Origin of the sequence: Vibrio eleionomae, assembly GCF_009874545.1 — a bacterium.
GTDB classification, from domain to species: Bacteria; Pseudomonadota; Gammaproteobacteria; order Enterobacterales; family Vibrionaceae; genus Vibrio; species Vibrio nitrifigilis.
This window is the reverse complement of the sequence record NZ_WEKT01000004.1, coordinates 164565-187486: the sequence shown is the minus strand read 5'-3', so window position 1 is coordinate 187486 and position 22922 is coordinate 164565. Positions and strand designations below refer to the sequence as shown.

Sequence of the window (22922 nt, the reverse complement as noted above, 5' to 3'; positions counted from 1 at the left end):
TGCATCTAAGGACTGGGATATGGCTTTCAATTTACGTAATCGCAATTTCCTTAAGCTATTGGATTTCTCTGCAAAAGAAATTCAATTCTTGCTCGATCTCTCTGCCCAATTAAAACAAGCGAAATACACTGGCACAGAGCAAAAAAATCTCTTGGGTAAAAATATTGCCCTTATCTTTGAAAAGTCCTCTACCCGAACACGATGCGCTTTTGAAGTTGCTGCACACGACCAAGGCGCACAAGTCTCTTACCTTGGCCCGTCTGGCTCGCAAATTGGCCATAAAGAATCAATGAAAGACACGGCTCGTGTTCTTGGTCGTATGTATGATGGCATTCAATACCGCGGTTACGGGCAGAACATTGTCGAAGAGCTTGGCGCTCATGCTGGCGTTCCCGTTTGGAACGGCTTAACTGATGAGTTTCACCCAACGCAAATTTTGGCTGATTTCTTGACGATGCAAGAACACAGCCGAGGTAAACACTTACATCAAATTAAGTTTGCTTACCTTGGCGATGCGCGCAATAACATGGGTAACTCACTGATGGTTGGCGCAGCCCAAATGGGGATGGACATCCGCTTAGTTGCACCAAAAGCGTACTGGCCTGAAGAGCATTTGGTGCAAGAGTGCCTAGAAATCGCACAAAAGACTGGGGCAAAAATCACCTTAACTGAAGATGTAAAAGACGGTGTGCTCGGTTGTGATTTTCTTTATACCGATGTTTGGGTTTCGATGGGAGAAGCGCCAGAAGCATGGGACGAACGTGTTGCTGTCATGAAACCGTATCAGATTAATATGGATGTGATTAAAGCCACAGGTAACCCTAATGTGAAATTTATGCACTGCTTACCTGCATTCCATGATGATCAAACGACAATTGGCAAACAAGTAGCTGAAAAATATGGAATGAATGGGTTAGAAGTAACAGATGATGTTTTCGAATCTGATTATTCTATCGTGTTTGATGAAGCAGAGAACCGTATGCACACGATTAAAGCCGTGATGGTTGCAACACTAGGTCTCTGATTTACACCACAACAAGTTGCATAAATCTCCCCGCAAATGATGTGATGTAATCGCTTGCACTCATCAAACTTAGGGGTATAATGCCGAGCAATTTGTCTAAGGGGTAGCCAATGAAATTCACCGTTACAGTGCTCAATGCACCCGTAAATTTCCGTAAGCATCATTGCTTACGTGGCGTTATTTTTCCTCTTGATGATCATTAATTATTAAGCCTCCCAGATCGGGGGGCTTTTTTATGGCTGTTGGAAAAGATAGGGATAAAGATCATGGCGAACTCGCTGTATAAAAAACACATCATCTCCATTTCTGAGCTGTCGCGTGCAGAGCTGGAATTGATCGTAAATACCGCTGGAAAATTGAAAGCTCAGCCAAATCCTGAATTGATTAAAAATAAGGTAGTGGCAAGCTGCTTCTTTGAACCATCCACTCGTACGCGCTTATCTTTTGAGACTGCGATTCAACGTATCGGCGGAAATGTCATAGGATTTGATAACGGTGGTAATACATCGCTAGCAAAGAAAGGGGAAACACTTTCTGATTCCGTACAAGTGATTTCTAACTATGTTGATGCCTTTGTCATGCGCCATCCTCAAGAAGGTGCGGCACGTCTTGCATCAGAATTTTCACATGGCGTTCCTGTAATTAATGCCGGTGACGGTTCAAACCAACACCCATCTCAAACGCTATTAGACTTATTTACCATCTATGAGACTCAAGGTCGCTTAGATGATTTGAATGTGGCCTTTGTCGGCGATCTAAAATATGGCCGTACAGTGCACTCACTGACTCAAGCCCTATCTAAATTCAACAATATCCGCTTTTATTTCATCGCACCAGAGGCACTCGCGATGCCTGATTACATTTGTGAAGAATTGGATGAAGCCGGTATTCAATACAGCCTACATACCGATATGGAGAGCGTGATTCCTGACTTAGATATTTTGTACATGACTCGCGTGCAAAAAGAACGCTTTGATGAATCAGAATATGCTCATATCAAATCTGCTTATGTACTGACAGCTGCGCACCTAGAAAATGCTCGCGAGAACATGAAAGTACTTCACCCACTACCACGTGTTGATGAAATCACGACAGACGTAGATAAAACACCACATGCTTACTTCTTCCAACAAGCAGGTAATGGTGTATTTGCACGCGAAGCATTACTTGCACTTGTTCTTAATGAGTCACTTTAAGGAGCACTGGAATCATGATTAAACAAAACCAACTACAAGTAGAAGCCATTAAAAATGGTACCGTTATCGACCATATTCCAGCAAAAGTTGGGATCAAAGTGCTGAAGCTATTTGATATGCATAACTCTAATCAGAAGGTAACGATTGGTTTAAATCTACCGTCTTCTGCATTAGGGAGTAAAGACCTCCTTAAAATTGAAAATGTGTTTATCACGGAAGAGCAAGCGAGCAAACTGGCGCTATACGCACCTCACGCAACCGTAAACCGCATCGAAAATTACGAAGTAGTGAAAAAACTTCCTCTCGAACTACCAGAACATATTAATGATGTATTTGCTTGTCCAAACAGTAACTGTATTTCTCATAATGAACCGGTAGAAAGCAGCTTTTCAGTACAAGAAAAAGGCCACGATATTCGCCTTAAATGTAAATACTGTGAGAAAGTTTTCGACCGCGACATAGTCGCAGATCGTTAACGCTAAATATGTTCTTCCCTCTTTACCTTCACCGGAAGACAGGGCAAACTGAACATAGATTTTTCAGTAACTAATGGAACAGTAACAATGACTAAAGTACTACATACGGATTCTGCACCAGCAGCAATTGGCCCATACGTTCAAGGCGTTGATTTAGGTAATATGGTAATGACTTCTGGACAAATTCCAGTTAACCCAGCAACGGGTGAAGTCGCAGCTGATATTGCAACGCAAGCTCGTCAATCTCTTGATAACGTTAAAGCAGTAGTAGAAGCTTCTGGTCTGACTGTTAGTGATATCGTTAAAATGACTGTATTCGTTAAAGATTTGGGTGACTTTGGTACAGTTAACGAAGTCTACGGTAAGTTTTTCGATGAGCACGATGTAGCGAACTACCCTGCTCGCTCTTGTGTTGAGGTTGCTCGCCTACCAAAAGATGTGGGTATCGAAATTGAAGCGATTGCAGTACGTAAATAATCAATATACCCAAATGACCTCAAGATGCAGGATTCAGAGCTTCATCAACGAGCCTAGGTCAAGCTCAATCACGGCAGGAATGGTCATTCCCTTTCAACGTGATTGGGCGCAGAAATAGGTTTGTTGATGAGCTCCCAGAGGGCGAGTTTTATTCGCTCCTAGGCGGTGTTACTGATTTTCAACGTAGAATCACTATGTCTTCAAATCAGTGCCTTGCCTAAGAGCGAATACATTCTCGCTAAAACAACATCTTGAGGTTACTTGGGTATAGTTACGTATACCAAATAAAAGAAAGGGTTGCTTATGCAACCCTTTCTTATAACAATACTTTCTAGAAACATAGCAACAATATTATTTGCGATTGAGCTCTTCCACTTCTGCATCTAACTCAGCCAATTTTTGCTTCATCAGATCATGACATTGATTTGCTAATTTACGCACATCTTCTTTGCCACAATTTTCAGTGCTAATCGGCGGCAACATTTCAATGATGACATGGCCATTGTTCCAACGATTCAATTTCAACTTATTCGTTGAACTGCACACAATTGGCGCGATCGGTACACCTGCTCCAATTGCGGCATGAAAAGCGCCGGTTTTAAATGGTAATAAGCCACGACCACGTGAGCGAGTACCTTCAGGGAACATCCACACCGATACTTTGCTATTTTTAATACTTTTAACAACTTGATCAATGGTGCCTTTTGCCTTGGCTTTATTTGCACGGTCAATCAATATGTTGCCAGACAACCAATACAATTGACCAAATAATGGCAGGTAAGCAAGGCTTTTTTTACCAACAGTAACGACATTAGGCGTTACTGCTCTAGATACAGTAAACATATCCCAGTTACTTTGGTGGTTAGCAATATAGATATGTTGACCACGTTGGTAAATATCGTCTGGCGCGCGGAAAATAATTTTAATACCAAAAACGGGAGCCATTGCAGAGAATAGCCGGCCGAAGGTGAATACATGTTTTGGATTACGAGGGCTAAGCAAACAATAGGCACAGCCAAAGATAAACATGACGATAGCAAATAACGCTACGACTATTACACGAATGAGTGCGATCATCGAAATCTCCAAAGGAGCTAAAATAAAAAAGCCGAAACACTCGGTTTCGGCCCGTAGAATAGTGAGATTCTAACTTGCTTCACTGATACGCTCAATATTTGCGCCCAATGCCGACAGTTTATCCTCGATTTTTTCGTATCCTCGATCGATATGATAAATACGATCGACGATAGTTTCACCCTTAGCAATACACCCAGCAATCACTAAACTCGCTGACGCACGCAAATCTGTCGCCATGACTTGAGCACCGCTTAAACGCTCAACATCACCACAAATAACAGTATTACCTTCAATTTCTGCTTTAGCGCCCATACGCATCAGTTCAGGAACATGCATAAAACGATTTTCAAAAATGGTTTCGGTAATAACGCCACTACCTTTTGCAATCATATTAAGTAGCGTAAATTGTGCTTGCATATCAGTTGGAAAGCCAGGATGCGGCGCAGTACGGACAGTCACAGCCTTTAGCTCTCGTTCGGTCATGTCTAAGCTAATCCAACGGTCACCCGTTTCGATGTTAGCGCCCGATTCCTCTAGCTTAGACAGCACAGCTTCAAGAAGGTGTGCATCGGTATTACGGCATACAATTTTACCTTTTGACACAGCAGCCGCGACGAGGAATGTGCCAGTTTCAATACGATCAGGCACTACTTCGTGTTTACCACCACCAAGGCGTTCAACCCCTTCAATGGTGATTGTATCAGTCCCAGCTCCTGAAACTTTCGCTCCAAGCTGGTTTAAAAATTCTGCTGTATCAACGATTTCAGGCTCACGAGCCGCATTGTCTAATACCGTTTTGCCTTCAGCCAGAGTTGCCGCACACATAATGGTGATCGTAGCGCCGACTGAGACTTTATCCATCACAATATGAGCGCCTTTTAGACGACCATCTACTTCAGCTTTGACATAGCCATCTTCGAGTGTGATCGTGGCACCTAACTGCTCTAAACCATGGATGTGTAAATCGACAGGTCGGGCTCCGATGGCACAGCCACCAGGCAAAGACACCTGACCTTCACCGAAACGTGCTACAAGAGGACCTAAGGCCCAAATAGACGCACGCATCGTTTTGACTAAATCATAGGGCGCACATAACTGATCAATACCGCTTGCATCAACATGCACAGAACCATTACGTGTCACTTTCGCACCAAGGCGCTTAAGCAACTCCATAGTGGTGTCGATGTCGCGTAAATGAGGTACGTTAGCAACCTCTACTGGCTCTTCAGCCAAGATAGACGCAAACAAAATCGGTAGTGCAGCATTTTTTGCACCAGAAATGGTCACTTCACCTTGCAGTGGAGCGGTAGAACCAATAACTCGAAACTTTTCCATTAACAAACCTTACAGCGACATCAATTTCTTATCGCGAGCCCACTCGTCTGGGGTAAACGCTTTGATGGATACTGCGTGAATATCATTACGTTGAATGTACTCCATTAATGGAGCATAAATCAGTTGCTGTTTTTTCACACGGCTCATACCATCAAAACACATATCTACAGCAACCACTTCGTAGTGACTGCCTTCTCCCTTCACGTGAATCTCTTGAAGATTGAGTGCTTGTTCTAATATCTGTTTTACTTGTGAGCTATCCACAATTCACCCCTGCTGAATTCTCGATGTGTTGAGCCATCATTGGTTCGATGTTACTCAGTTGGAACAAAGTGCGCAGTTGTTCTGGCACAGAACTCAACATTATATGACAGTTTTTCTGTTTTGCATGCTCTATTAAGTGAATTAGCATTACCATACCTGCAGAATCGATACGTGAAACGGATTCTAGTGATACATCTAGTTGCTTAGAACTAGGTGTCCAACCGCTTAATTCACGCCATAACTCTGGCACAGTATCGCGATCTAAATCACCGCTCAGCAATACTTGCTGAGCGTTTGCTATTTGCCATTGAGGGTGACTCATTTGGACTTACTCTCAAAATGAATCGGTTGATCTGCTAAGTGTTGTAGATCTTTCGCAACGGACGCAATGCCTTCACGACGGATTTTACTACTCCACTCAGAGCGCTTACTTGAAAGCAAACTCACGCCTTCAGCGATCATGTCATACGCTTTCCATTCTCCCGACTTTTCTTTGCGAAGTTGAAACTGTAAATGGATATCAGGACGAGGTGTATCAACAATATTTAATTTAACACTAGTGATACGACGATCATCTGGCACTTCAGACTCAGGGCCAAATTGAATCGTTTGATCCGTATATTGTGTCAGTACTTGAGCATAATTTGTTACGAGGTAAGCACGAAATGCAGTAATAAAGGCTTCAACATCATCATGTTTAGCTCCGCGTAAATTAGGGCCCAATAACTTTAACGCCGCATATTTAGCATTCACATAAGGCATCAGTTCTTCTTCAACAATCTGTTTTAGATACTGAGGATCTTGGTGAATTTTAGTCTGCTCATTTTTCAAACGTGCAAACGCTTGAGTAGCGACTTGCTTCATCATGGTATAAGGATGCGTTTGGTCGACCTCTTGCGAATGTACCGCCCAAGAAAGAACCAAACTCAACATGAGAACGAAGTATCGTTTCAACATTATTTATCCCCGTCTTTATTGTCTTTATCACCAGCGCTATATAAGAACTGGCCAATGAGATCTTCAAGAACCAAAGCTGATTTGGTGTCTTCTATGCGATCGCCATCTTTCAGCATAGTGCCTTCATCTTCGTAAACAAAACCAGGAACTAGACCTATGTATTGTTCACCAATCAATCCTGATGTCAGAATTTTTGCGCTCGAATTATCAGGGAATTGATTGTACTGCTCGTCAATATCCATTGTCACTAGAGGCAACATCGACTTTTTATCCAACGAAATCGCAGCAACTCGTCCCACAACAACGCCACCCACTTTAACTGGTGAACGGACTTTTAGTGTTCCGATATTGTCAAACTCCGCCGTTAAGGTGTAAGTATCATTACTTCCAAGTCCTTTCACGTCAGCGACTTGAAAAATCATTACTAGGATTGCGCAAATTCCTGCCAAGACAAAACCGCCAACCCATAATTCTAGTTTTCGCGTTTGTTGCATGATTAATTCCCAAACATCAATGCAGTAAGTACAAAATCCAGGCCAAGAACAGCAAGAGAAGAATGCACTACAGTTTTCGTTGTGGCTCGGCTAATTCCTTCCGAAGTTGGAACCGCGTCATAACCGTTAAACAATGCGATCCAAGTACAAGTAATCGCAAAGATTACGCACTTGATGGCACTGTTACCAATATCTTTTCCAAATTCAACTGATGACTGCATCGTAGACCAAAAGCTACCGCCATCAATTCCTTTCCAATCCACACCGACTAATTGACCACCCCAGATACCGACAGCCATAAAGATCATCGCCAACAAAGGTAACGAGATAAGGCCAGCATAAAAACGGGGGGCAATCACTCGTTTTAGTGGATCAACCGCCATCATTTCTAAACTAGAAAGTTGCTCGGTTGCTCGCATTAAACCAATTTCAGCCGTTAATGCAGAACCGGCTCGACCTGCAAATAGCAAAGCAGTCACCACTGGCCCTAGCTCTCTTAGTAACGATAGAGCAACCATCTGTCCTAAACTGGTTTCAGCACCATAATCCACCAAGATGACGTAACCTTGTAGGCTAAGTACCATCCCGATAAATAAACCAGAAACAACAATAATGGCGAGAGATTGAACACCAACGCTATAGAGTTGCTTAATGAGTAAAGGAAAATGTTTTATTTGTGGCCGACCACTTAATGCACCATACATCATTAGTGTCGCGCGGCCAGCCGATTGGCAAACAGCGAGAGAACGCCGCCCGATACCACTCACCCACTGTTCAAGATTCGCTAACATTAAATAAGTCCTTCTCGATCGGTTGGGCAGGGAAACGAAATGGCACAGGGCCATCTGCATTACCTTGTAAGAATTGCTGCACTCGTGGATCGCGCTCTAAAGACAATTTCTTCGGAGTGCCTTCTGCAATCACTTTGCCATCAGCAAGTATATATACCCAGTCAGCAATGCTCATAACTTCGGGTACATCATGCGAAACCACAACCGATGTTAATCCTAGAGCTTCGTTTAGATCATGAATCAGTTGCACCAGAACGCCCATAGTTATAGGGTCTTGCCCAACAAAAGGTTCATCATAAAGAATTAATTCTGGGTCAAGAGCAATAGAGCGAGCTAATGCCGCACGCCGCGCCATCCCACCAGAAAGCTCACTTGGCATTAAATTAGCCGCGCCACGCAAACCCACCGCTTCTAATTTTAGTAAGACAAGTGTACGTAACAAAGATTCATCTAAATTAGTGTGCTCACGCAGAGGAAAGGCTACGTTGTCAAAGACGTTGAGATCAGTAAATAGCGCTCCCGATTGAAATAGCATGCTCATTTTCTTACGAGCTTGATATAACTGGCTGCGAGTCAGCGCTGGTATGTTTTCGCCATCAAACCAAATCTCTCCTTGTTCAGGCATTAACTGACCGCCAATCAGCCTTAACAAGGTGGTTTTCCCGATTCCCGATGGCCCCATAATGGCCGTTACTTTCCCTTTAGGTACTCGTAAACTGATATTGTCGAAAATCTTACGCCCGGCACGGGAAAAAGTCAGATTTTTGATGGTGACTAAGTCATTATCAGACATGTTATTTTTTCGCCCTTTGGCTTACTCATCCATTAGAATGAGCAATCATAAGCAGATTAATGTAAAATATAAAGCACTGTGCAATTACAACAAAGATAGAATGCATTTTTGTCAAAAAGGTTCAAATTTTATTGTATAAAGTGTTGTAACAAATACGCTTATATGCACTATGATCTCATGCTAAGATTATGGGCAGCAAGCATAAATTGATCCACGATGGAGAATTCTCTCTTAAAATGGAATAATTAATGAGATAATCGTCTTCACTTTTATTGGCCAACACGTCAAAATTACCCATTTTATGTTCCACGATTATCAACACTATCAGGATTATTCATGTTTGAAGCGGTTGGATTGCTCATTGTCGGTCTTGTTCTCCTTGTATGGAGTGCAGACAAACTAGTCTTTGGGGCAGCAGCTGTCGCCCGAAATTTTGGCATATCTCCGTTAGTTATCGGTATGACCATATTGGCGATGGGTTCATCAGCACCAGAAATGATGGTGTCTGCGACCGCCGCCCTTAGCGACAAAACCGACACAGCCGTCGGAAACGTTCTGGGTTCAAATATCGCAAATATTGCGCTGATACTTGGCATTACCGCCATTATCAAACCACTATCCATTAGTTCTAGCGTTATCCGCCGTGAATTGCCACTTATGATGGGTGTGACGATCCTCGCCGGCATCTTACTACGTGATAATCATCTTGGCTTTGGCGAAGGTATTTTATTATTCGTACTCTTTATCACCTTTATTCTTGGCATGTTACAGATTAGCCGCAACGAGAAAAAACGTGGTGATTCCCTATTCGATGAACACGAATCAGAGATCCCTGATGATGTGCCTAACGCAAAAGCGCTCATGTGGGTCTTATTTGGCTTAATACTCCTTCCTATAGCAGCTAACCTGCTGGTTGATAACGCAGTTATTATTGCTAAATACTTTGGGATGAGCGATCTTGTCATCGGCCTCACTATCATCGCTATCGGCACTAGCCTACCCGAGCTTGCCGCCTCTTTAGCTGGTGTTCTCAAAGGTGAAGACGATATGGCCGTTGGTAATATCATCGGTTCTAACGTATTTAATATCCTAGCCGTCATGGGGTTACCGGGCATACTGAATCCCTCGATTGTTAGTGAACATGCAATGGGCCGCGATTTCTGGGTACTACTCGGGGTATCCATTTTATTAGTCATCATGGCATTAGGTAGATCGCGCAGTATCAATCGAATTGAAGGTGCAATATTGTTTATTGTCTTTATTGCGTACCAGAGTTATCTATTTTTAAACATGAGTGCCTAATGCAAAAAGCATAGGCATTAAGTGGGGGAAACCATGTCTTCTGGCTTTGATTACCAACAAGCAGCCAAGAATGTATTAGCCACTGAAATTGAAGGCTTACAGCAACTTGACCAATATTTTAACGAGGATTTTTCTCGGGCTTGTAAACTGCTCTTAAACAACACTAATGGCAAAGTCATTGTGATGGGTATGGGCAAATCAGGTCATATTGGGCGAAAAATAGCGGCAACGCTTGCAAGTACAGGGACATCCGCTTTCTTCGTTCATCCTGGAGAAGCAGCGCACGGCGATTTGGGTATGGTGACTGCGCAAGATATCGTACTAGCCATTTCTAATTCCGGCGAATCATCGGAAATCGTATCGCTATTTCCCGTTCTTAAACGTTTGAATGTCAAAATCATTAGCATGACGGGTAATCCTGACTCGAACATGGCCAAACTAGCCAATATTCACTTGCAAATCAGTGTTCCTCAAGAAGCTTGTCCTCTAGGACTAGCCCCAACGTCAAGTACCACTGCGACATTGGTCATGGGAGATGCCCTAGCCATAGCGTTACTGCAGGCTCGAGGATTTACTTCCGAAGATTTTGCTCTATCCCATCCAGGTGGTGCATTAGGTCGTAAGTTGCTGTTGAAGTTAAGTGATATCATGCACACTGGTGACGAGTTACCTAAAGTCAAACCTAGCGCACTGATTCGTGAAGCATTGCTAGAAATTAGTCAAAAAGGTCTGGGAATGACCGCAATTGTGGATGACAACGACCAGTTAATCGGTATCTTTACTGACGGCGACTTACGTCGCATTTTAGACAAACGCGTCGATATTCACAGCGCGACAATCGATACGGTTATGACACAGCACCCAACCACTGCTACACCAAACATCCTGGCGGTTGAAGGTGTGAATTTAATGCAAGAGAAACGCATTAATGGTCTGATGTTGGTTGAAAACCACAAATTAGTGGGCGCATTAAACATGCATGATTTATTAAAAGCGGGAGTAATGTAATGGCCCAACAGGTTGAAACATTGTACGGCAACGTCGATGCCGAGCTAATTGAAATAGCAAAATCCATTAAGCTATTAATCTGTGACGTTGATGGCGTATTCTCTGATGGCTTAGTTTATATGGGTAACCAAGGCGAAGAGCTAAAAACCTTCCACACTCGCGATGGTTATGGCGTCAAAAGCCTTATGAATGCAGGCATTGAGATTGCTATCATTACCGGCCGTGAATCACAGATCGTCACCAACCGAATGAACGCGCTTGGTGTTTCTCTTGTCTATCAAGGACAAGATGACAAAGTAAAAGCTTATCAAGATATTTGTGAGAAACTATCCATTGCCCCACAACATACTGGTTATATCGGTGATGATCTGATTGACTGGCCAGTCATGGAAAAAGTTGCGTTGCAAGTTTGTGTCGCAGATGGGCACCCACTGCTAGCGAAACGTGCTAACTACGTCACCAAGACCAAAGGTGGTCATGGCGCAGTACGCGAGGTATGTGATTTGATCTTACAAGCACGGGATGAGCTTGACGTGCACAAAGGTCTAAGTATATGAGTATATCCCGAATCATTTATGTGATTCTGATATTTATCGCTTCTTGGTCCATCTATTATATGATGAGTTCAGAAAGCAAACCGGACATTCAGGTAGCTCCTAATTCGGAGCTACCGATGTTTACTGGTAACCAACTGAACAATATCTCATATAACGAACAGGGCGTGCGTAGCTATGTGATTCAATCGACTCACTTAGAATATTACGCAAAAAGCGGTGACACGATTTTCCAAAGCCCAATCTTAAAGGTGTATCAAAACGGCACCGACCAAGAGTGGCAAGTCACTGCGAAACGAGCAGTACTATCCAAAAAACAAGTACTGACGCTTTATGATGATGTCGTAGCCAAAAACCTATTTAAAGATTCTGGTTTTGACAAAATGACGACAAAAGAGCTCAGTATTAAGCTTGATACCCGAGACTTCTGGGCCGATAACCCAGTTAAGCTAACAGGGCCTCAATTTGAAAATAATGGTCAGGCGATGAAAGGCAATTTTGCTGATAATTCGGCTCTCCTATATAAACATGTTCAAGGTAGATATGAGAATTTCACACCTTAGTCTTTTGGCCTGCTTACTCATTAGTAGCCAGACATTTGCGCTATCGACGGATAGCAAGCAGCCCGTTTATATTGACTCAGACAGTCAGCAGTTAGATATGAAAAGTAACCGCGTGACTTTTATTGGTGACGTTAAACTTAAGCAAGGCAGTATTAACATCAATGCGGATAAACTGATTGTGATTCGTAACGAACAGTCTGGGAAAATTCAAGATATTGAAGGATATGGCAAGTTAGCCACCTTTTCGCAATTGACCGATGAAGGGAAAACCCTTTACGGTGAAGCTGAGCAGCTTTATTACAAAATGGCGGATGATGAACTGATCATGATTAATAAAGCCATGTTGGCTCAAGATGACAGCGAAATCCGTGGTAAAAAAATTCGTTACAAAATCTCATTACAAAAACTAATTGCAGATAGTAATGGTGATGGACGAGTATCAACTGTGCTACAACCACAGGCGATACAACAGCAAGATGAAGAAAAAGATAAGTAACTAAACTATGGCAGTACTTAAAGCGGAACATTTAGCGAAAAGCTACAAAAAACGCAAAGTTGTCTCAGACGTGAGTCTAGAGGTACAAGCCGGCCAAATTGTAGGACTTCTTGGTCCTAATGGTGCTGGTAAAACGACATCTTTTTACATGATTGTCGGCCTTGTTGCGCGTGATGAAGGTAAAATCTCCATAGACGACAAGGACATAAGTGTGTTACCTATGCACAGTCGCTCTCGTATGGGAATCGGTTATTTACCACAAGAAGCATCGATCTTCCGTAAATTATCAGTAGAAGATAATATTATGGCAGTGCTACAAACTCGTGATGAAATGACTCGAGAGCAACGTCAGGATAAACTGGAAGACTTATTAGAAGAATTTCATATCCAGCATATTCGTAAAAGTGCAGGTATGGCCTTATCTGGTGGCGAACGACGCCGTGTTGAAATCGCCCGAGCTTTGGCCGCTAACCCACAATTTATTTTGCTGGATGAACCGTTTGCTGGGGTTGACCCAATCTCAGTCATCGACATTAAAAAGATTATTGAACACCTGCGCGACCGAGGCCTTGGTGTTTTGATCACGGACCATAATGTGCGTGAAACACTGGATGTGTGTGAAAAAGCATATATTGTAAGCCAAGGACATCTAATCGCTGAAGGTACACCTGAAGAGGTGTTAAACCACGAGCAGGTTAAACAGGTTTATCTTGGGGAACAATTCCGTCTATGATGGATGGACAGATACAGACCAAGATAAAAAGATAAGGTAGTTGGATACTGAATGAAACCGTCGCTACAGCTCAAACTAGGTCAACAACTGGCAATGACGCCGCAGTTACAGCAAGCTATTCGTTTGCTGCAGTTGTCTACGCTCGATTTACAACAAGAGATCCAAGAAGCATTGGATTCCAATCCTCTGTTGGATGTAGAGGAAGGCAACGACGACATTGCTAATGCTGCAGATAACGATAAAAACTCTGTAAGCGAACGCGAGGAGAAAGAGCCTAGTGCAGATGTTGTTTCAGAACCAGAGCCTCAAGATAGCTCCGATGTGTTTGAAAAATCAGAAATCAGCACCGATTTAGAAATTGATACAACATGGGATGATGTCTATAGCGCTAATACCGGTAGCACTGGTTTGGCAATGGATGACGATACACCTATCTATCAAGGGGAAACTACGCAATCGCTACAAGATTACTTATTGTGGCAGTTAGAGCTTACCCCATTTACAGAAACAGACCGCACCATCGCAGTCGCATTAATTGATGCTATCGATGATTACGGTTACTTAACGTTGTCGTTAGAGGACATTCTTGAAAATTTCGATAACGAAGAAATTGAGATTGATGAAATTGAAGCAGTTCGTAAAAGAATTCAACAATTTGATCCCCTTGGTGTCGCATCTCTCAATTTACAAGATTGCCTTCTATTACAACTGGCTACCTATCCTAAAGACACACCATGGTTAGATGAAGCCAAACTACTCCTTTCTCAGTATATTGACCAGCTCGGTAACCGCGATTACAAACTCATATTAAAAGAGACTAAACTCAAAGAAGATGAGTTGCGTGAAGCACTCCAACTAATACAACAGTTGGACCCTAGACCAGGCAGCCGTATTGCTGAGGATCATGCGGAATACGTCATTCCAGACGTTTCGGTATACAAAGAGCACGGTAAATGGATTGTGGCCATCAATCCAGATAGCGTGCCCAAGCTCAAAGTCAATCAGCAATACGCCGATCTAGTTCGAGGGAATAATGCGGAAAGCAACTATATTCGCTCAAATCTTCAGGAGGCGAAATGGTTAATCAAAAGCTTGGAAAGTCGTAATGAGACTTTACTCAAAGTTGCTAAATGCATCGTTGAACATCAACGAGATTTTTTCGAATATGGTGAGGAAGCCATGAAGCCGATGGTGCTGAATGACGTTGCTCTCGCGGTGGACATGCATGAATCAACCATTTCTCGGGTGACCACTCAGAAATTTATGCATACCCCTCGCGGTATATTTGAATTGAAATACTTTTTCTCAAGTCACGTTAGCACCGATAACGGTGGAGAGTGTTCATCAACCGCAATTCGCGCACTGATTAAGAAATTGGTTTCGGCAGAAAACCCAGCGAAACCCCTCAGTGACAGCAAAATTGCGGCATTACTTGCTGACCAAGGGATACAAGTCGCACGACGTACGATAGCTAAGTACCGAGAATCTTTGGGAATAGCCCCTTCAAGTCAGCGCAAACGCCTACTTTAAGGCCTAACCGAGAAGGAAAGTCTATGCAAATCAATATTAATGGCCACCACGTTGATCTTACTGATTCAATGCAGGACTACGTTAATTCGAAATTTCAGAAGCTTGAACGCTTTTTTGACCAAATAAACAACGTTCAAGTGATATTACGTGTTGAAAAACTTCGTCAGATCGCAGAAGCTACGCTCCATGTGAGTCAAGCTGAGCTTCATGCGACCGCGGAAAGTGACAATATGTACGCCGCAATCGACGAGCTGGTGGATAAACTCGTACGACAACTTAACAAGCATAAAGAAAAGCTAAGTAGCCATTAATCATGCAATTAAGCGAAGTATTAACCTTGGACTGCACGAAAAGTGCAGTCCAATGTTCTAGTAAAAAAAGAGCACTGGAAATTATCAGTGAAATTGCCGCCCAGCATACCGGCCTTAATGCAACCGACCTGTTCGAGTGCATGCTAAGTCGTGAAAAAATGGGTAGTACAGGTATCGGTAACGGTATTGCGATTCCTCATGCTCGAATGACTGAAAGTGAAGATGCTGTCGCAGTTCTCGTTCAGTGTGAAGAGCCCATTGAGTTTGATTCGATAGACAATCGACCGGTTGATCTTTTATTTGCGCTATTGGTCCCAGAAGCCCAATGCAAAGAACACTTGAAAACTCTGTCTTGCATGGCTGAGCGTTTAAACGATAAACAAACGCTTAAACAGCTGAGAAATGCACACAGTGATCAAGAGCTCTATGACATTATGATCAATCAGCAACACTAAGCAGGACAGGTAGCGTTATGCGGTTAATAGTGGTCAGTGGACAATCAGGAGCAGGCAAAAGTGTCGCCCTACGTGTGCTGGAAGATCTCGGTTATTACTGTGTTGATAACTTACCACTCAACCTCCTCGATGCTTTCATAAAATCCGTGCAAGGCGGCAGCCAAAATGTCGCTGTTAGCATCGATATTCGTAACTTACCCAAAGACCCAGGGACGATTGAGCCAGTCTTAGAGGATCTCAAACGCAACAATGAAGTCAGCGTTTTATTCCTCGATGCGTCGGCTGATACCTTATTAAAACGCTATAGCGAAACTCGTCGTATCCATCCTCTATCTCTCTCCAAAGAGAAACCTTCTCTGGCATTAGCCATTGAAACAGAACGTAAAATTCTTGGCCCACTGAAAGAACAGTCAGATCATGTTATCGATAGCTCAAAAAAATCGATCCATGAACTCAGCGAATTAGTACGAACTTATGTCGAAGGCCATGAGCGTAAAAAGCTGGTGATGGTTTTCCAATCGTTTGGTTTTAAATATGGTTTACCAACCGATGCTGACTATGTTTTTGATGTTCGCTTTCTACCTAACCCGCATTGGGAACCTGATTTACGTCCTCTCACCGGACTAGAAGCTCCGATTAAATCATTTCTTGAAGGTCATCCTGAAGTTATTGAACTCAAACTTCAGATTCAAAAATTTATTGAATATTGGTTACCTATGCTAGAGAAAAGTAATCGTAGCTACTTAACCGTTGCCATTGGTTGTACTGGAGGAAAGCATCGTTCAGTGTATATTGCCCAACAGCTCGGGGAATACTTTGCCGAACTAGGCAATCAAGTACAAATTCATCATAATACTCTTGAGCAATCCCACTCTTAAGCCAAGGAACACTCTATGCCAGAACTGAGCCGTACTGTATTAATTCAGAATAAGCTTGGCCTTCATGCCCGTGCTGCAGTAAAACTCGTAGAACTCGCACAATCCTTTGATGCCGTATTAACAATACAAGGGCAAGATGGTAAAGAAGCAACCGCTGATACAGTAATAGGTTTATTGATGCTGGAGTCTGCTCAAGGGCAACATATCACAATATCGTCTTCTGGCTCGCAAGCCGAACAAGCACTAGATGCTGCTTGTCATCTTATCGAAGGTAAGTTTGACGAAGCGGAATAAGTGCGTCCGAAAAATCCAAATCAATCCAACTTGCAAAGTATTAATATTAAGATGTTGTGAGTGAATATAAACAATTCACCAAACTAAGATAATATTAAAAGAACAAGAAAAATTAAGTTACTATTCTGCAAGTTATCACTTTTAGAGCGTTAGGGGGCACCAATGGCAGAGCAAATAGAATTTGATCAAGCTCACCAAACCCTCCATGAAATTACTCAGGCTTTAGACAACGGTCGTTTTGTTCATGTTCGTCGCCAATTGCAGGACATGGAACCTGAGGATATTGCAGTCCTCTTAGAAGCGTCGCCACGTAAAGCCCGTGAAGTTTTATGGCAATTAACTGACCCTGAAGATTATGGTGAAATCCTCGATGAGCTAGCAGAGGATGTAAAAGACGCCTTAGTCTCTAAAATGGCTCCGGAGAAATTGGCCGAAGCAACCGAAGGGATGGATACCGATGATGTGGCCTACGTATTACGTAGTTTGCCAGATGATCTCTCTCGTGAAGTTTTAGCACAAATGGATACCGCGGATAGGCTAAGAGTTGAAACAGCCCTATCCTATCCTGAAGACACTGCTGGTGGCTTAATGAACACCGACGTAATTACCATTCGTGGTGACGTCGATGTTGATGTTGTCTTACGTTATTTGCGTATGCGGGGGGAATTGCCTGAAGCCACGGATGCGCTATATGTGGTCGACAATGAAAACAAGCTAATTGGCCATTTATCACTGACAACCCTTTTAACGACCCAACCTGATACCCCGGTCAGTGAAGTCATGGATGATGCCGACGAAGCAATCAAAGTCGATACGAAAGATTCCGATGTCGCTAGCTTGTTTGAGCGGCGTAATTGGGTCTCAGCCCCTGTCGTCGATGAACACCAAATTCTGGTCGGTCGTATCACTATCGATGACGTTGTTGACGTTATTCGTGAAGATGCTGAGCACTCTATGATGAGTATGGCGGGTTTGGATGACGATGAAGATACCTTTGCCCCCGTTTTTCAATCCGCTCGTAAACGGAGTATCTGGCTGGGTGCGAATGTATTAGCCGCATTAGCTGCAGCTTCCGTCTCGAATATGTTTGAAGGGACTCTACAAGCGATGGCATCGGTGGCAGTGTTAATGACCATAGTGCCATCAATGGGTGGGGTTGCCGGTAACCAAACAGTTGCTCTCGTTATTCGCGGTTTAGCACTAGGTCATATCGGTCAAAGTAACAAACGGGAATTACTGCTAAAAGAAGCGGCTATCGGCTTACTCAACGGCGTATTGTGGGCAGTGTTAATTGGTTTAATCATTGTGATATGGAAAGGTGAGGTCGAACTAGGCATTATTATTTCAGTAGCGATGTTAACTAACCTGTTTGTGGCAGGTATTGCTGGGGTAGTCATTCCTATGGTGCTGAAGAAAATCAATATCGATCCTGCACTGGCAGGAGGAATGGCGTTAACGACCGTTACAGATGTTGTGGGACTCTCAGCATTCCTTGGTCTAGCCACATTTATGATTCATTAAAGCCTTTCGTTGCTTAACGACTCAAAACAAAAATGCCGAACCTCTGGTTCGGCATTTTCATGAGTTCAACACAAATCACTCACCGGCAATCTTCATCTTATCAATCAAGATTGAACCCGTTTGAATCTGTGAACGCATTTCAATATCAGAACCCACAGCAACAAATCCTTTAAACATATCTTTAAGGTTACTTGCTACCGTAAAACCAGAAACAGGATATTGAATTTCACCATTTTCGACCCAGAACCCTGCGGCACCGCGTGAATAATCACCAGTAACGATGTTGACGCCTTGCCCCATCACCTCAGTTACAAGTAGCCCCGTACCAAGCTCTTTAAGCAGTTGCTCAAAGTTTTGACCCGTCGATTTTACAAACCAATTGTGAATACCACCAGCGTGACCAGTCGGAGACATATTCATCTTCCGCGCCGCATAGCTTGTAAGAAGATAAGTAGCCAAAGTACCGTCAGTAATGATGTCTAGATCTTGCGTTGCCACGCCTTCACTGTCAAATGGGCTCGATGCTAAACCACGCAGAATATGTGGGCGCTCTTGCACATTAAACCAATCCGGTAGCACTTGTTTTCCTAGATGATCGACTAAGAATGATGACTTACGGTATAGATTGCCACCACTGATGGCCATGACCAAATGCCCCATCAAACCTGTTGCAACATCGTTGGCAAACAGCACTGGATAATGGCCCGTTTTGACCTTCTGAGCATCAAGGCGACTTACAGTTTTTTCCGCAGCTTTTTCACCAACAAGACTTGGTGCCCAAAGGTCATCTTTGTGACGCGCAACAGTATAGCTGTAATCACGTTCCATCTCGCCATTTTGACCTTGGCCTATCACGCAACAGCTGGTGCTATGACGACTTGATGGATAGCTAGCTAACAAACCATGGCTATTACCGTAAACACGGATACCATAATGGCTATCATAACTCGCTCCATCACTTTGCTTAATTTTGTCACTGTAATCCAACGCCACTTTTTCCGCTTCAATAGCGATTTGTGCCGCTTTATCTGGGTCAGGGATATCCGGGTGGAACAAGTCCAAATCAGGAATATCTTTGACCATAAATTCTTTTGGTGCAGGGCCAGCACATGGATCTTCAGAAGTGAAATGAGCAATGTCCAAGGCGGCTTGAACCGTTTGTTGAATCGCCTTCTCACTTAAATCTGAAGTCGATGCACTCCCCTTCCGCTGACCACGATATACGGTAATGCCAAGAGCACCATCGCTATTAAACTCCACATTTTCTACCTCACACATACGGGTAGAAACGCTTAGGCCTGTACTTTTTGAAATGGCAACTTCAGCGGCATCAGCACTCTGTGAGGCCATATCTAACGCTTTAGCAACAGCGGCTTCGAGTTCCACACGCTGCGCAGCGACTTGCTGTTTTACATCCATATTTTTCCCAAACTTTTAGGCATCGTAACGATAGGATAACAAGAATTTCGCTTTCTCCCCATGATTCTTGCTAAAATAGCTGACATAGCTAACTCATATAGTGATGAAAATGGCCCGTAAAAACCAAAAAGCTCCTTGGGAAGAGGAAGAAGAGATCATCTGGGTAAGTAAAACCGAGATGAAAAATGACATGCTTGAACTGCAAGAACTTGGTGAAGAGCTCGTTGCATTAAAACCAAGCGTACTTGAAAAATTTCCTCTACCAGACGAACTTGCTGAAGCGATCCGTGATGCGCAGCGTTTTAAAAACGAAGCGCGCCGCCGTCAACTTCAGTATGTTGGGAAAGTAATGCGCAATATCGATCCAGAGCCAATTCAAGCAGCTTTGGATAAATTCCGTAATAAACACTCTCAAAATACCGCCGTATTGCATAAGCTCGAAGAGCTACGTGATCGTGTTATTGCGGATGGTGATGATGCTATTGCTGATGTATTGGAGATGTATCCTGCTGCCGATCGTCAACGTTTACGCCAACTTGCTCGTCAAGCACGTAAAGAAAAAGAGCAGTCAAAGACACCAAAAGCAGCTCGTGAAATCTTTCAAACCTTAAAAGATTTGAACGACGAAGAGTTTTAAATCACAAAGCCAGATATCATTATCTGGCTTTTTTATGTTCCCCTCAGACCTCAACTGCCTGCACGAACAAATGCCGCTAATTCTGTATTGGGATGCTGGCTATTCAATTGGTCGATTGGCGCTGTGATTTTTACACTGCCTTCTGCCATATAGGCAAAATCAGTCGCAATAGTCTGCGCATCTGATACATGATGCGTCACCATCAATACACTCGCACCACGCTCTCTCGCTAAACGATGAACTAATCCCAACATCTCTTCGCGAAGTACTGGGTCTAATGCTGAAAACGGTTCATCCAATAACCATACGGGATGCGACTGAACAAAACATCTTGCCAACCCTACTCTCTGCCGTTGGCCACCAGATAAATGCTCAGGCATACGATCAAGCACATGAGCTAGCCCCACTTGCTCAGCCGCTTCTTCCACTTGCTGTTGCTGCTTTGCATTCAATTTCAGCCCAGGATGTAATCCCAAACCAATATTTTGCCGAATGGTTAGGTGTGCAAATAAATTGTGTTCTTGAAACAGCATTGCAAAAGGCCGTTGATAAGGAGCAAGTCCGACTAATTCTTCTCCTTGAAACGAAATCGAACCAAAGTTCGGGTCAATAAATCCTGCGACAAGGCTAAGTAAGGTCGACTTTCCAGAACCACTTGGTCCCATAAGTGCAAGAATACTGCCTTGCTGCATTGTTAAATCAAATTCGAACCACTCTTGTTGGTACTCATATTTCACACCATCAAGGACTAACATGCTCGACTCCGTTTTTTCCACGTAAATAGTTTTTCGACTAAGTAAAACACCCCTACACTAAATAGCAGAAGGGTTAAAGAAACCACCGCAGCCGCTTTCATCTGATAAGAGCCCAGCAACTGATACAAATACAAAGGCAAGGTACGAAAGTCTTCATTACCAAACAGAGCAATAGCACTGAGATCGCCCATTGAAAGTAGAAAGCTCAAACTAAACGCTTGGGCCAGCGGCACTTTCAATGCTTTCATCTCTACCATACGTAAACGCTGCCAACCTTTCATTCCCAAACTCGCACATAAAAAGCGATATTGTTGCTCAATATGCAGTAACGGCTGACTTAAACTCTTAATGACATAAGGTAAAGCCATCAGTGCATTAACCAACACAACCACCCAATAGGCATGACTAAAAACATCTATCCATTGACGCAGTAACAAAAATAACCCAGTACTGATCACCAACCCTGGAGTCACAAGAATGATAGTACCGATTAATTCCAACCCATTGGCTTGACCATTTTTTGCTTGTAAGCGTAGCGCCCGACTGGAAAGTAAAATCGCCAATCCAGAGATACAAGCAGTGATACTTGCCAATAAAGCAACACGAACTGATGTCCCAAGAGCTTGCCAATACGCTGAGGTTGTCAGCACTGAAAATAGTTGATCATTTATGCCACTCACAACCACCATCACTAAAGGTGGCATCACCAATAATGCGACAAGGACAATCCACACACCATCCCAAACTTTCATTCTCCAGCCATCTCGCAACCACTGCATACTGGAGTGAATAGCGCCATTTGCAACAGGCTCCAAACGAGCAAAGTAATGGAGTAAAAAGTACAGTGAAGAGCAGAGTATCATCTGCCAAATGGCTAATAAGGCACCAGTTTGCAGGTCAAAATCATATTTAATTGCCTGATAGATAGCGAGTTCAATAGTCGTGGATTTAGGTCCACCTCCCAATGCCATTACTGCAGCAAAGCTGGTAAAACAAAGCATAAAGACTAACCCACCGATATGAGGCAATTGCTGGCGAATCCGATGCCATTCTACCCAGCGAAACTTCTGCCAATGCGACATACCAAGGTGAGCACATAACTTATGCTGATCCTCAGGAATCTCTTGCAAGCTTTGCAAAATTAATCGGCTGGAATAGGGCAAGTTAAAAAACACGTGGGCCAACAAAATCCCACCCAATCCGTAGATTTGAAATGGCATCGTGATGCCTAATTCAGTCAGCCATCCACTCCGTCCGTAGATGGCGAGTAAACCAAATACCGCAACGAGCACGGGTAAGACTAGCGTCATACTAAAGAGCTTTAACAGGACATTTCGCCCCCAAAACTGGCGACGATATAATGCTAACGCTACAGGAATGGCTAGCACTAAGCTAATTGCTGTCGATAAGCACGCTTGATAGAAACTAAACCACGTTACATACAGATAGTAGGAATCATGCCAAATTGCATCACTGGTATGACCCAGAGGTGCTTGCCGCAGTAATGAAACCACGGCAGACAACACAAATAGCACCACAAAAGCCCCAACAATGAGGCCTAATTTGGGAATTTTATTCAACA

General features: G+C 43.3%; 28 protein-coding genes. 17 read left to right on the top strand and 11 right to left on the bottom strand.

Annotation, left to right across the window (positions count from 1 at the left end):
- Positions 1–19 precede the first annotated feature (19 nt).
- From argF to F9817_RS04185, 4 genes are all read left to right on the top strand, one after another.
- Entirely contained in the window at positions 20–1024 is a 1005-nt protein-coding gene (gene argF / locus F9817_RS04200) for an ornithine carbamoyltransferase (protein WP_161153710.1), read from the top strand.
- A gap of 266 nt (positions 1025–1290) precedes the next feature.
- Positions 1291–2220 carry an aspartate carbamoyltransferase gene (gene pyrB / locus F9817_RS04195; RefSeq protein ID WP_161153709.1) on the top strand — a complete coding sequence of 310 codons (930 nt, stop codon included), beginning with the start codon at positions 1291–1293 and terminating at the stop codon, positions 2218–2220.
- 14 nt (positions 2221–2234) lie between these two features.
- Positions 2235–2696, top strand: a complete 462-nt coding sequence (gene pyrI / locus F9817_RS04190; protein WP_161153708.1) for an aspartate carbamoyltransferase regulatory subunit — start codon at positions 2235–2237, stop codon at positions 2694–2696.
- Between the two features lie 87 nt (positions 2697–2783).
- Positions 2784–3173 (top strand): RidA family protein, encoded by a 390-nt coding sequence (locus F9817_RS04185; RefSeq protein WP_161153707.1) that lies wholly within the window; start codon positions 2784–2786, stop codon positions 3171–3173.
- 351 nt (positions 3174–3524) lie between these two features.
- Here the strand turns inward: F9817_RS04185 and F9817_RS04180 are convergent, their stop codons facing one another.
- The 8 genes from F9817_RS04180 to mlaF form a co-directional block, all read right to left on the bottom strand.
- Complete coding sequence (locus F9817_RS04180) at positions 3525–4250, bottom strand: 1-acylglycerol-3-phosphate O-acyltransferase (RefSeq protein ID WP_161153706.1); 726 nt, start codon at positions 4248–4250, stop codon at positions 3525–3527.
- Between the two features lie 69 nt (positions 4251–4319).
- Positions 4320–5585 carry a UDP-N-acetylglucosamine 1-carboxyvinyltransferase gene (murA, locus tag F9817_RS04175; protein WP_161153705.1) on the bottom strand — a complete coding sequence of 422 codons (1266 nt, stop codon included), beginning with the start codon at positions 5583–5585 and terminating at the stop codon, positions 4320–4322.
- A 9-nt stretch (positions 5586–5594) separates the two neighbouring features.
- Positions 5595–5849 (bottom strand): BolA family iron metabolism protein IbaG, encoded by a 255-nt coding sequence (gene ibaG, locus F9817_RS04170; protein ID WP_161153704.1) that lies wholly within the window; start codon positions 5847–5849, stop codon positions 5595–5597.
- The gene (locus F9817_RS04165; protein WP_161153703.1) at positions 5842–6171 is read right to left on the bottom strand and encodes an STAS domain-containing protein; all 330 of its coding nucleotides are present in this window, start codon (positions 6169–6171) and stop codon (positions 5842–5844) included. Before F9817_RS04165 ends, ibaG begins: the two co-directional genes overlap by 8 nt.
- Entirely contained in the window at positions 6168–6806 is a 639-nt protein-coding gene (gene mlaC / locus F9817_RS04160; RefSeq protein WP_161153702.1) for a phospholipid-binding protein MlaC, read from the bottom strand. Before mlaC ends, F9817_RS04165 begins: the two co-directional genes overlap by 4 nt.
- Positions 6806–7300: an outer membrane lipid asymmetry maintenance protein MlaD gene (gene mlaD, locus F9817_RS04155; protein ID WP_161153701.1), complete on the bottom strand. Its 495-nt coding sequence runs from the start codon at positions 7298–7300 to the stop codon at positions 6806–6808. Before mlaD ends, mlaC begins: the two co-directional genes overlap by 1 nt.
- Positions 7301–7302: 2 nt before the next feature.
- Positions 7303–8091, bottom strand: coding sequence for a lipid asymmetry maintenance ABC transporter permease subunit MlaE (gene mlaE / locus F9817_RS04150; protein WP_161153700.1), 789 nt, complete (start codon positions 8089–8091; stop codon positions 7303–7305).
- Entirely contained in the window at positions 8075–8884 is an 810-nt protein-coding gene (gene mlaF, locus F9817_RS04145) for a phospholipid ABC transporter ATP-binding protein MlaF (RefSeq protein WP_161153699.1), read from the bottom strand. Before mlaF ends, mlaE begins: the two co-directional genes overlap by 17 nt.
- Positions 8885–9220: 336 nt before the next feature.
- On the opposite strand from mlaF, the gene F9817_RS04140 reads away from it, so the two are divergent.
- The 12 genes from F9817_RS04140 to mgtE all read left to right on the top strand — a co-directional run bounded on the left by F9817_RS04140 (position 9221) and on the right by mgtE (position 18529).
- Positions 9221–10186 (top strand): calcium/sodium antiporter, encoded by a 966-nt coding sequence (locus F9817_RS04140; protein ID WP_161153698.1) that lies wholly within the window; start codon positions 9221–9223, stop codon positions 10184–10186.
- A 33-nt stretch (positions 10187–10219) separates the two neighbouring features.
- On the top strand, positions 10220–11194 hold the full coding sequence (kdsD, locus tag F9817_RS04135; protein ID WP_161153697.1) for an arabinose-5-phosphate isomerase KdsD: 975 nt from the start codon (positions 10220–10222) through the stop codon (positions 11192–11194).
- The gene (gene kdsC, locus F9817_RS04130; protein ID WP_161153696.1) at positions 11194–11751 is read left to right on the top strand and encodes a 3-deoxy-manno-octulosonate-8-phosphatase KdsC; all 558 of its coding nucleotides are present in this window, start codon (positions 11194–11196) and stop codon (positions 11749–11751) included. The genes kdsD and kdsC overlap by 1 nt, the downstream gene beginning before the upstream one ends.
- Positions 11748–12311: an LPS export ABC transporter periplasmic protein LptC gene (gene lptC / locus F9817_RS04125; RefSeq protein ID WP_161153695.1), complete on the top strand. Its 564-nt coding sequence runs from the start codon at positions 11748–11750 to the stop codon at positions 12309–12311. Before kdsC ends, lptC begins: the two co-directional genes overlap by 4 nt.
- Positions 12292–12807, top strand: coding sequence for a lipopolysaccharide transport periplasmic protein LptA (lptA, locus tag F9817_RS04120; protein ID WP_161153694.1), 516 nt, complete (start codon positions 12292–12294; stop codon positions 12805–12807). The genes lptC and lptA overlap by 20 nt, the downstream gene beginning before the upstream one ends.
- Before the next feature lie 7 nt (positions 12808–12814).
- Positions 12815–13540: an LPS export ABC transporter ATP-binding protein gene (gene lptB / locus F9817_RS04115; protein ID WP_161153693.1), complete on the top strand. Its 726-nt coding sequence runs from the start codon at positions 12815–12817 to the stop codon at positions 13538–13540.
- A gap of 51 nt (positions 13541–13591) precedes the next feature.
- A complete protein-coding gene (locus F9817_RS04110; protein ID WP_161153692.1) occupies positions 13592–15070 on the top strand; it encodes an RNA polymerase factor sigma-54 in 1479 nt (492 codons plus the stop codon).
- A 23-nt stretch (positions 15071–15093) separates the two neighbouring features.
- Positions 15094–15381 carry a ribosome hibernation promoting factor gene (hpf, locus tag F9817_RS04105; RefSeq protein WP_161153691.1) on the top strand — a complete coding sequence of 96 codons (288 nt, stop codon included), beginning with the start codon at positions 15094–15096 and terminating at the stop codon, positions 15379–15381.
- Between the two features lie 2 nt (positions 15382–15383).
- On the top strand, positions 15384–15836 hold the full coding sequence (ptsN, locus tag F9817_RS04100) for a PTS IIA-like nitrogen regulatory protein PtsN (protein ID WP_161153690.1): 453 nt from the start codon (positions 15384–15386) through the stop codon (positions 15834–15836).
- 17 nt (positions 15837–15853) lie between these two features.
- Positions 15854–16714, top strand: coding sequence for an RNase adapter RapZ (gene rapZ, locus F9817_RS04095; protein WP_161153689.1), 861 nt, complete (start codon positions 15854–15856; stop codon positions 16712–16714).
- Positions 16715–16729: 15 nt separating this feature from the next.
- Positions 16730–17008, top strand: a complete 279-nt coding sequence (locus tag F9817_RS04090; protein WP_161153688.1) for an HPr family phosphocarrier protein — start codon at positions 16730–16732, stop codon at positions 17006–17008.
- Between the two features lie 162 nt (positions 17009–17170).
- Positions 17171–18529 carry a magnesium transporter gene (gene mgtE / locus F9817_RS04085; protein WP_161153687.1) on the top strand — a complete coding sequence of 453 codons (1359 nt, stop codon included), beginning with the start codon at positions 17171–17173 and terminating at the stop codon, positions 18527–18529.
- A gap of 75 nt (positions 18530–18604) precedes the next feature.
- On the opposite strand, the gene pmbA is transcribed toward mgtE, so the two are convergent.
- Complete coding sequence (pmbA, locus tag F9817_RS04080) at positions 18605–19948, bottom strand: metalloprotease PmbA (protein WP_161153686.1); 1344 nt, start codon at positions 19946–19948, stop codon at positions 18605–18607.
- A 109-nt stretch (positions 19949–20057) separates the two neighbouring features.
- Here pmbA and yjgA point away from each other — a divergent pair, with 109 nt between their 5' ends.
- The gene (gene yjgA / locus F9817_RS04075; protein ID WP_161153685.1) at positions 20058–20585 is read left to right on the top strand and encodes a ribosome biogenesis factor YjgA; all 528 of its coding nucleotides are present in this window, start codon (positions 20058–20060) and stop codon (positions 20583–20585) included.
- A 50-nt stretch (positions 20586–20635) separates the two neighbouring features.
- Here the strand turns inward: yjgA and thiQ are convergent, their stop codons facing one another.
- Entirely contained in the window at positions 20636–21340 is a 705-nt protein-coding gene (gene thiQ, locus F9817_RS04070) for a thiamine ABC transporter ATP-binding protein (RefSeq protein ID WP_161153684.1), read from the bottom strand.
- Positions 21334–22920: a thiamine/thiamine pyrophosphate ABC transporter permease ThiP gene (thiP, locus tag F9817_RS04065; RefSeq protein ID WP_161153683.1), complete on the bottom strand. Its 1587-nt coding sequence runs from the start codon at positions 22918–22920 to the stop codon at positions 21334–21336. The genes thiQ and thiP overlap by 7 nt, the downstream gene beginning before the upstream one ends.
- Positions 22921–22922 lie beyond the last annotated feature (2 nt).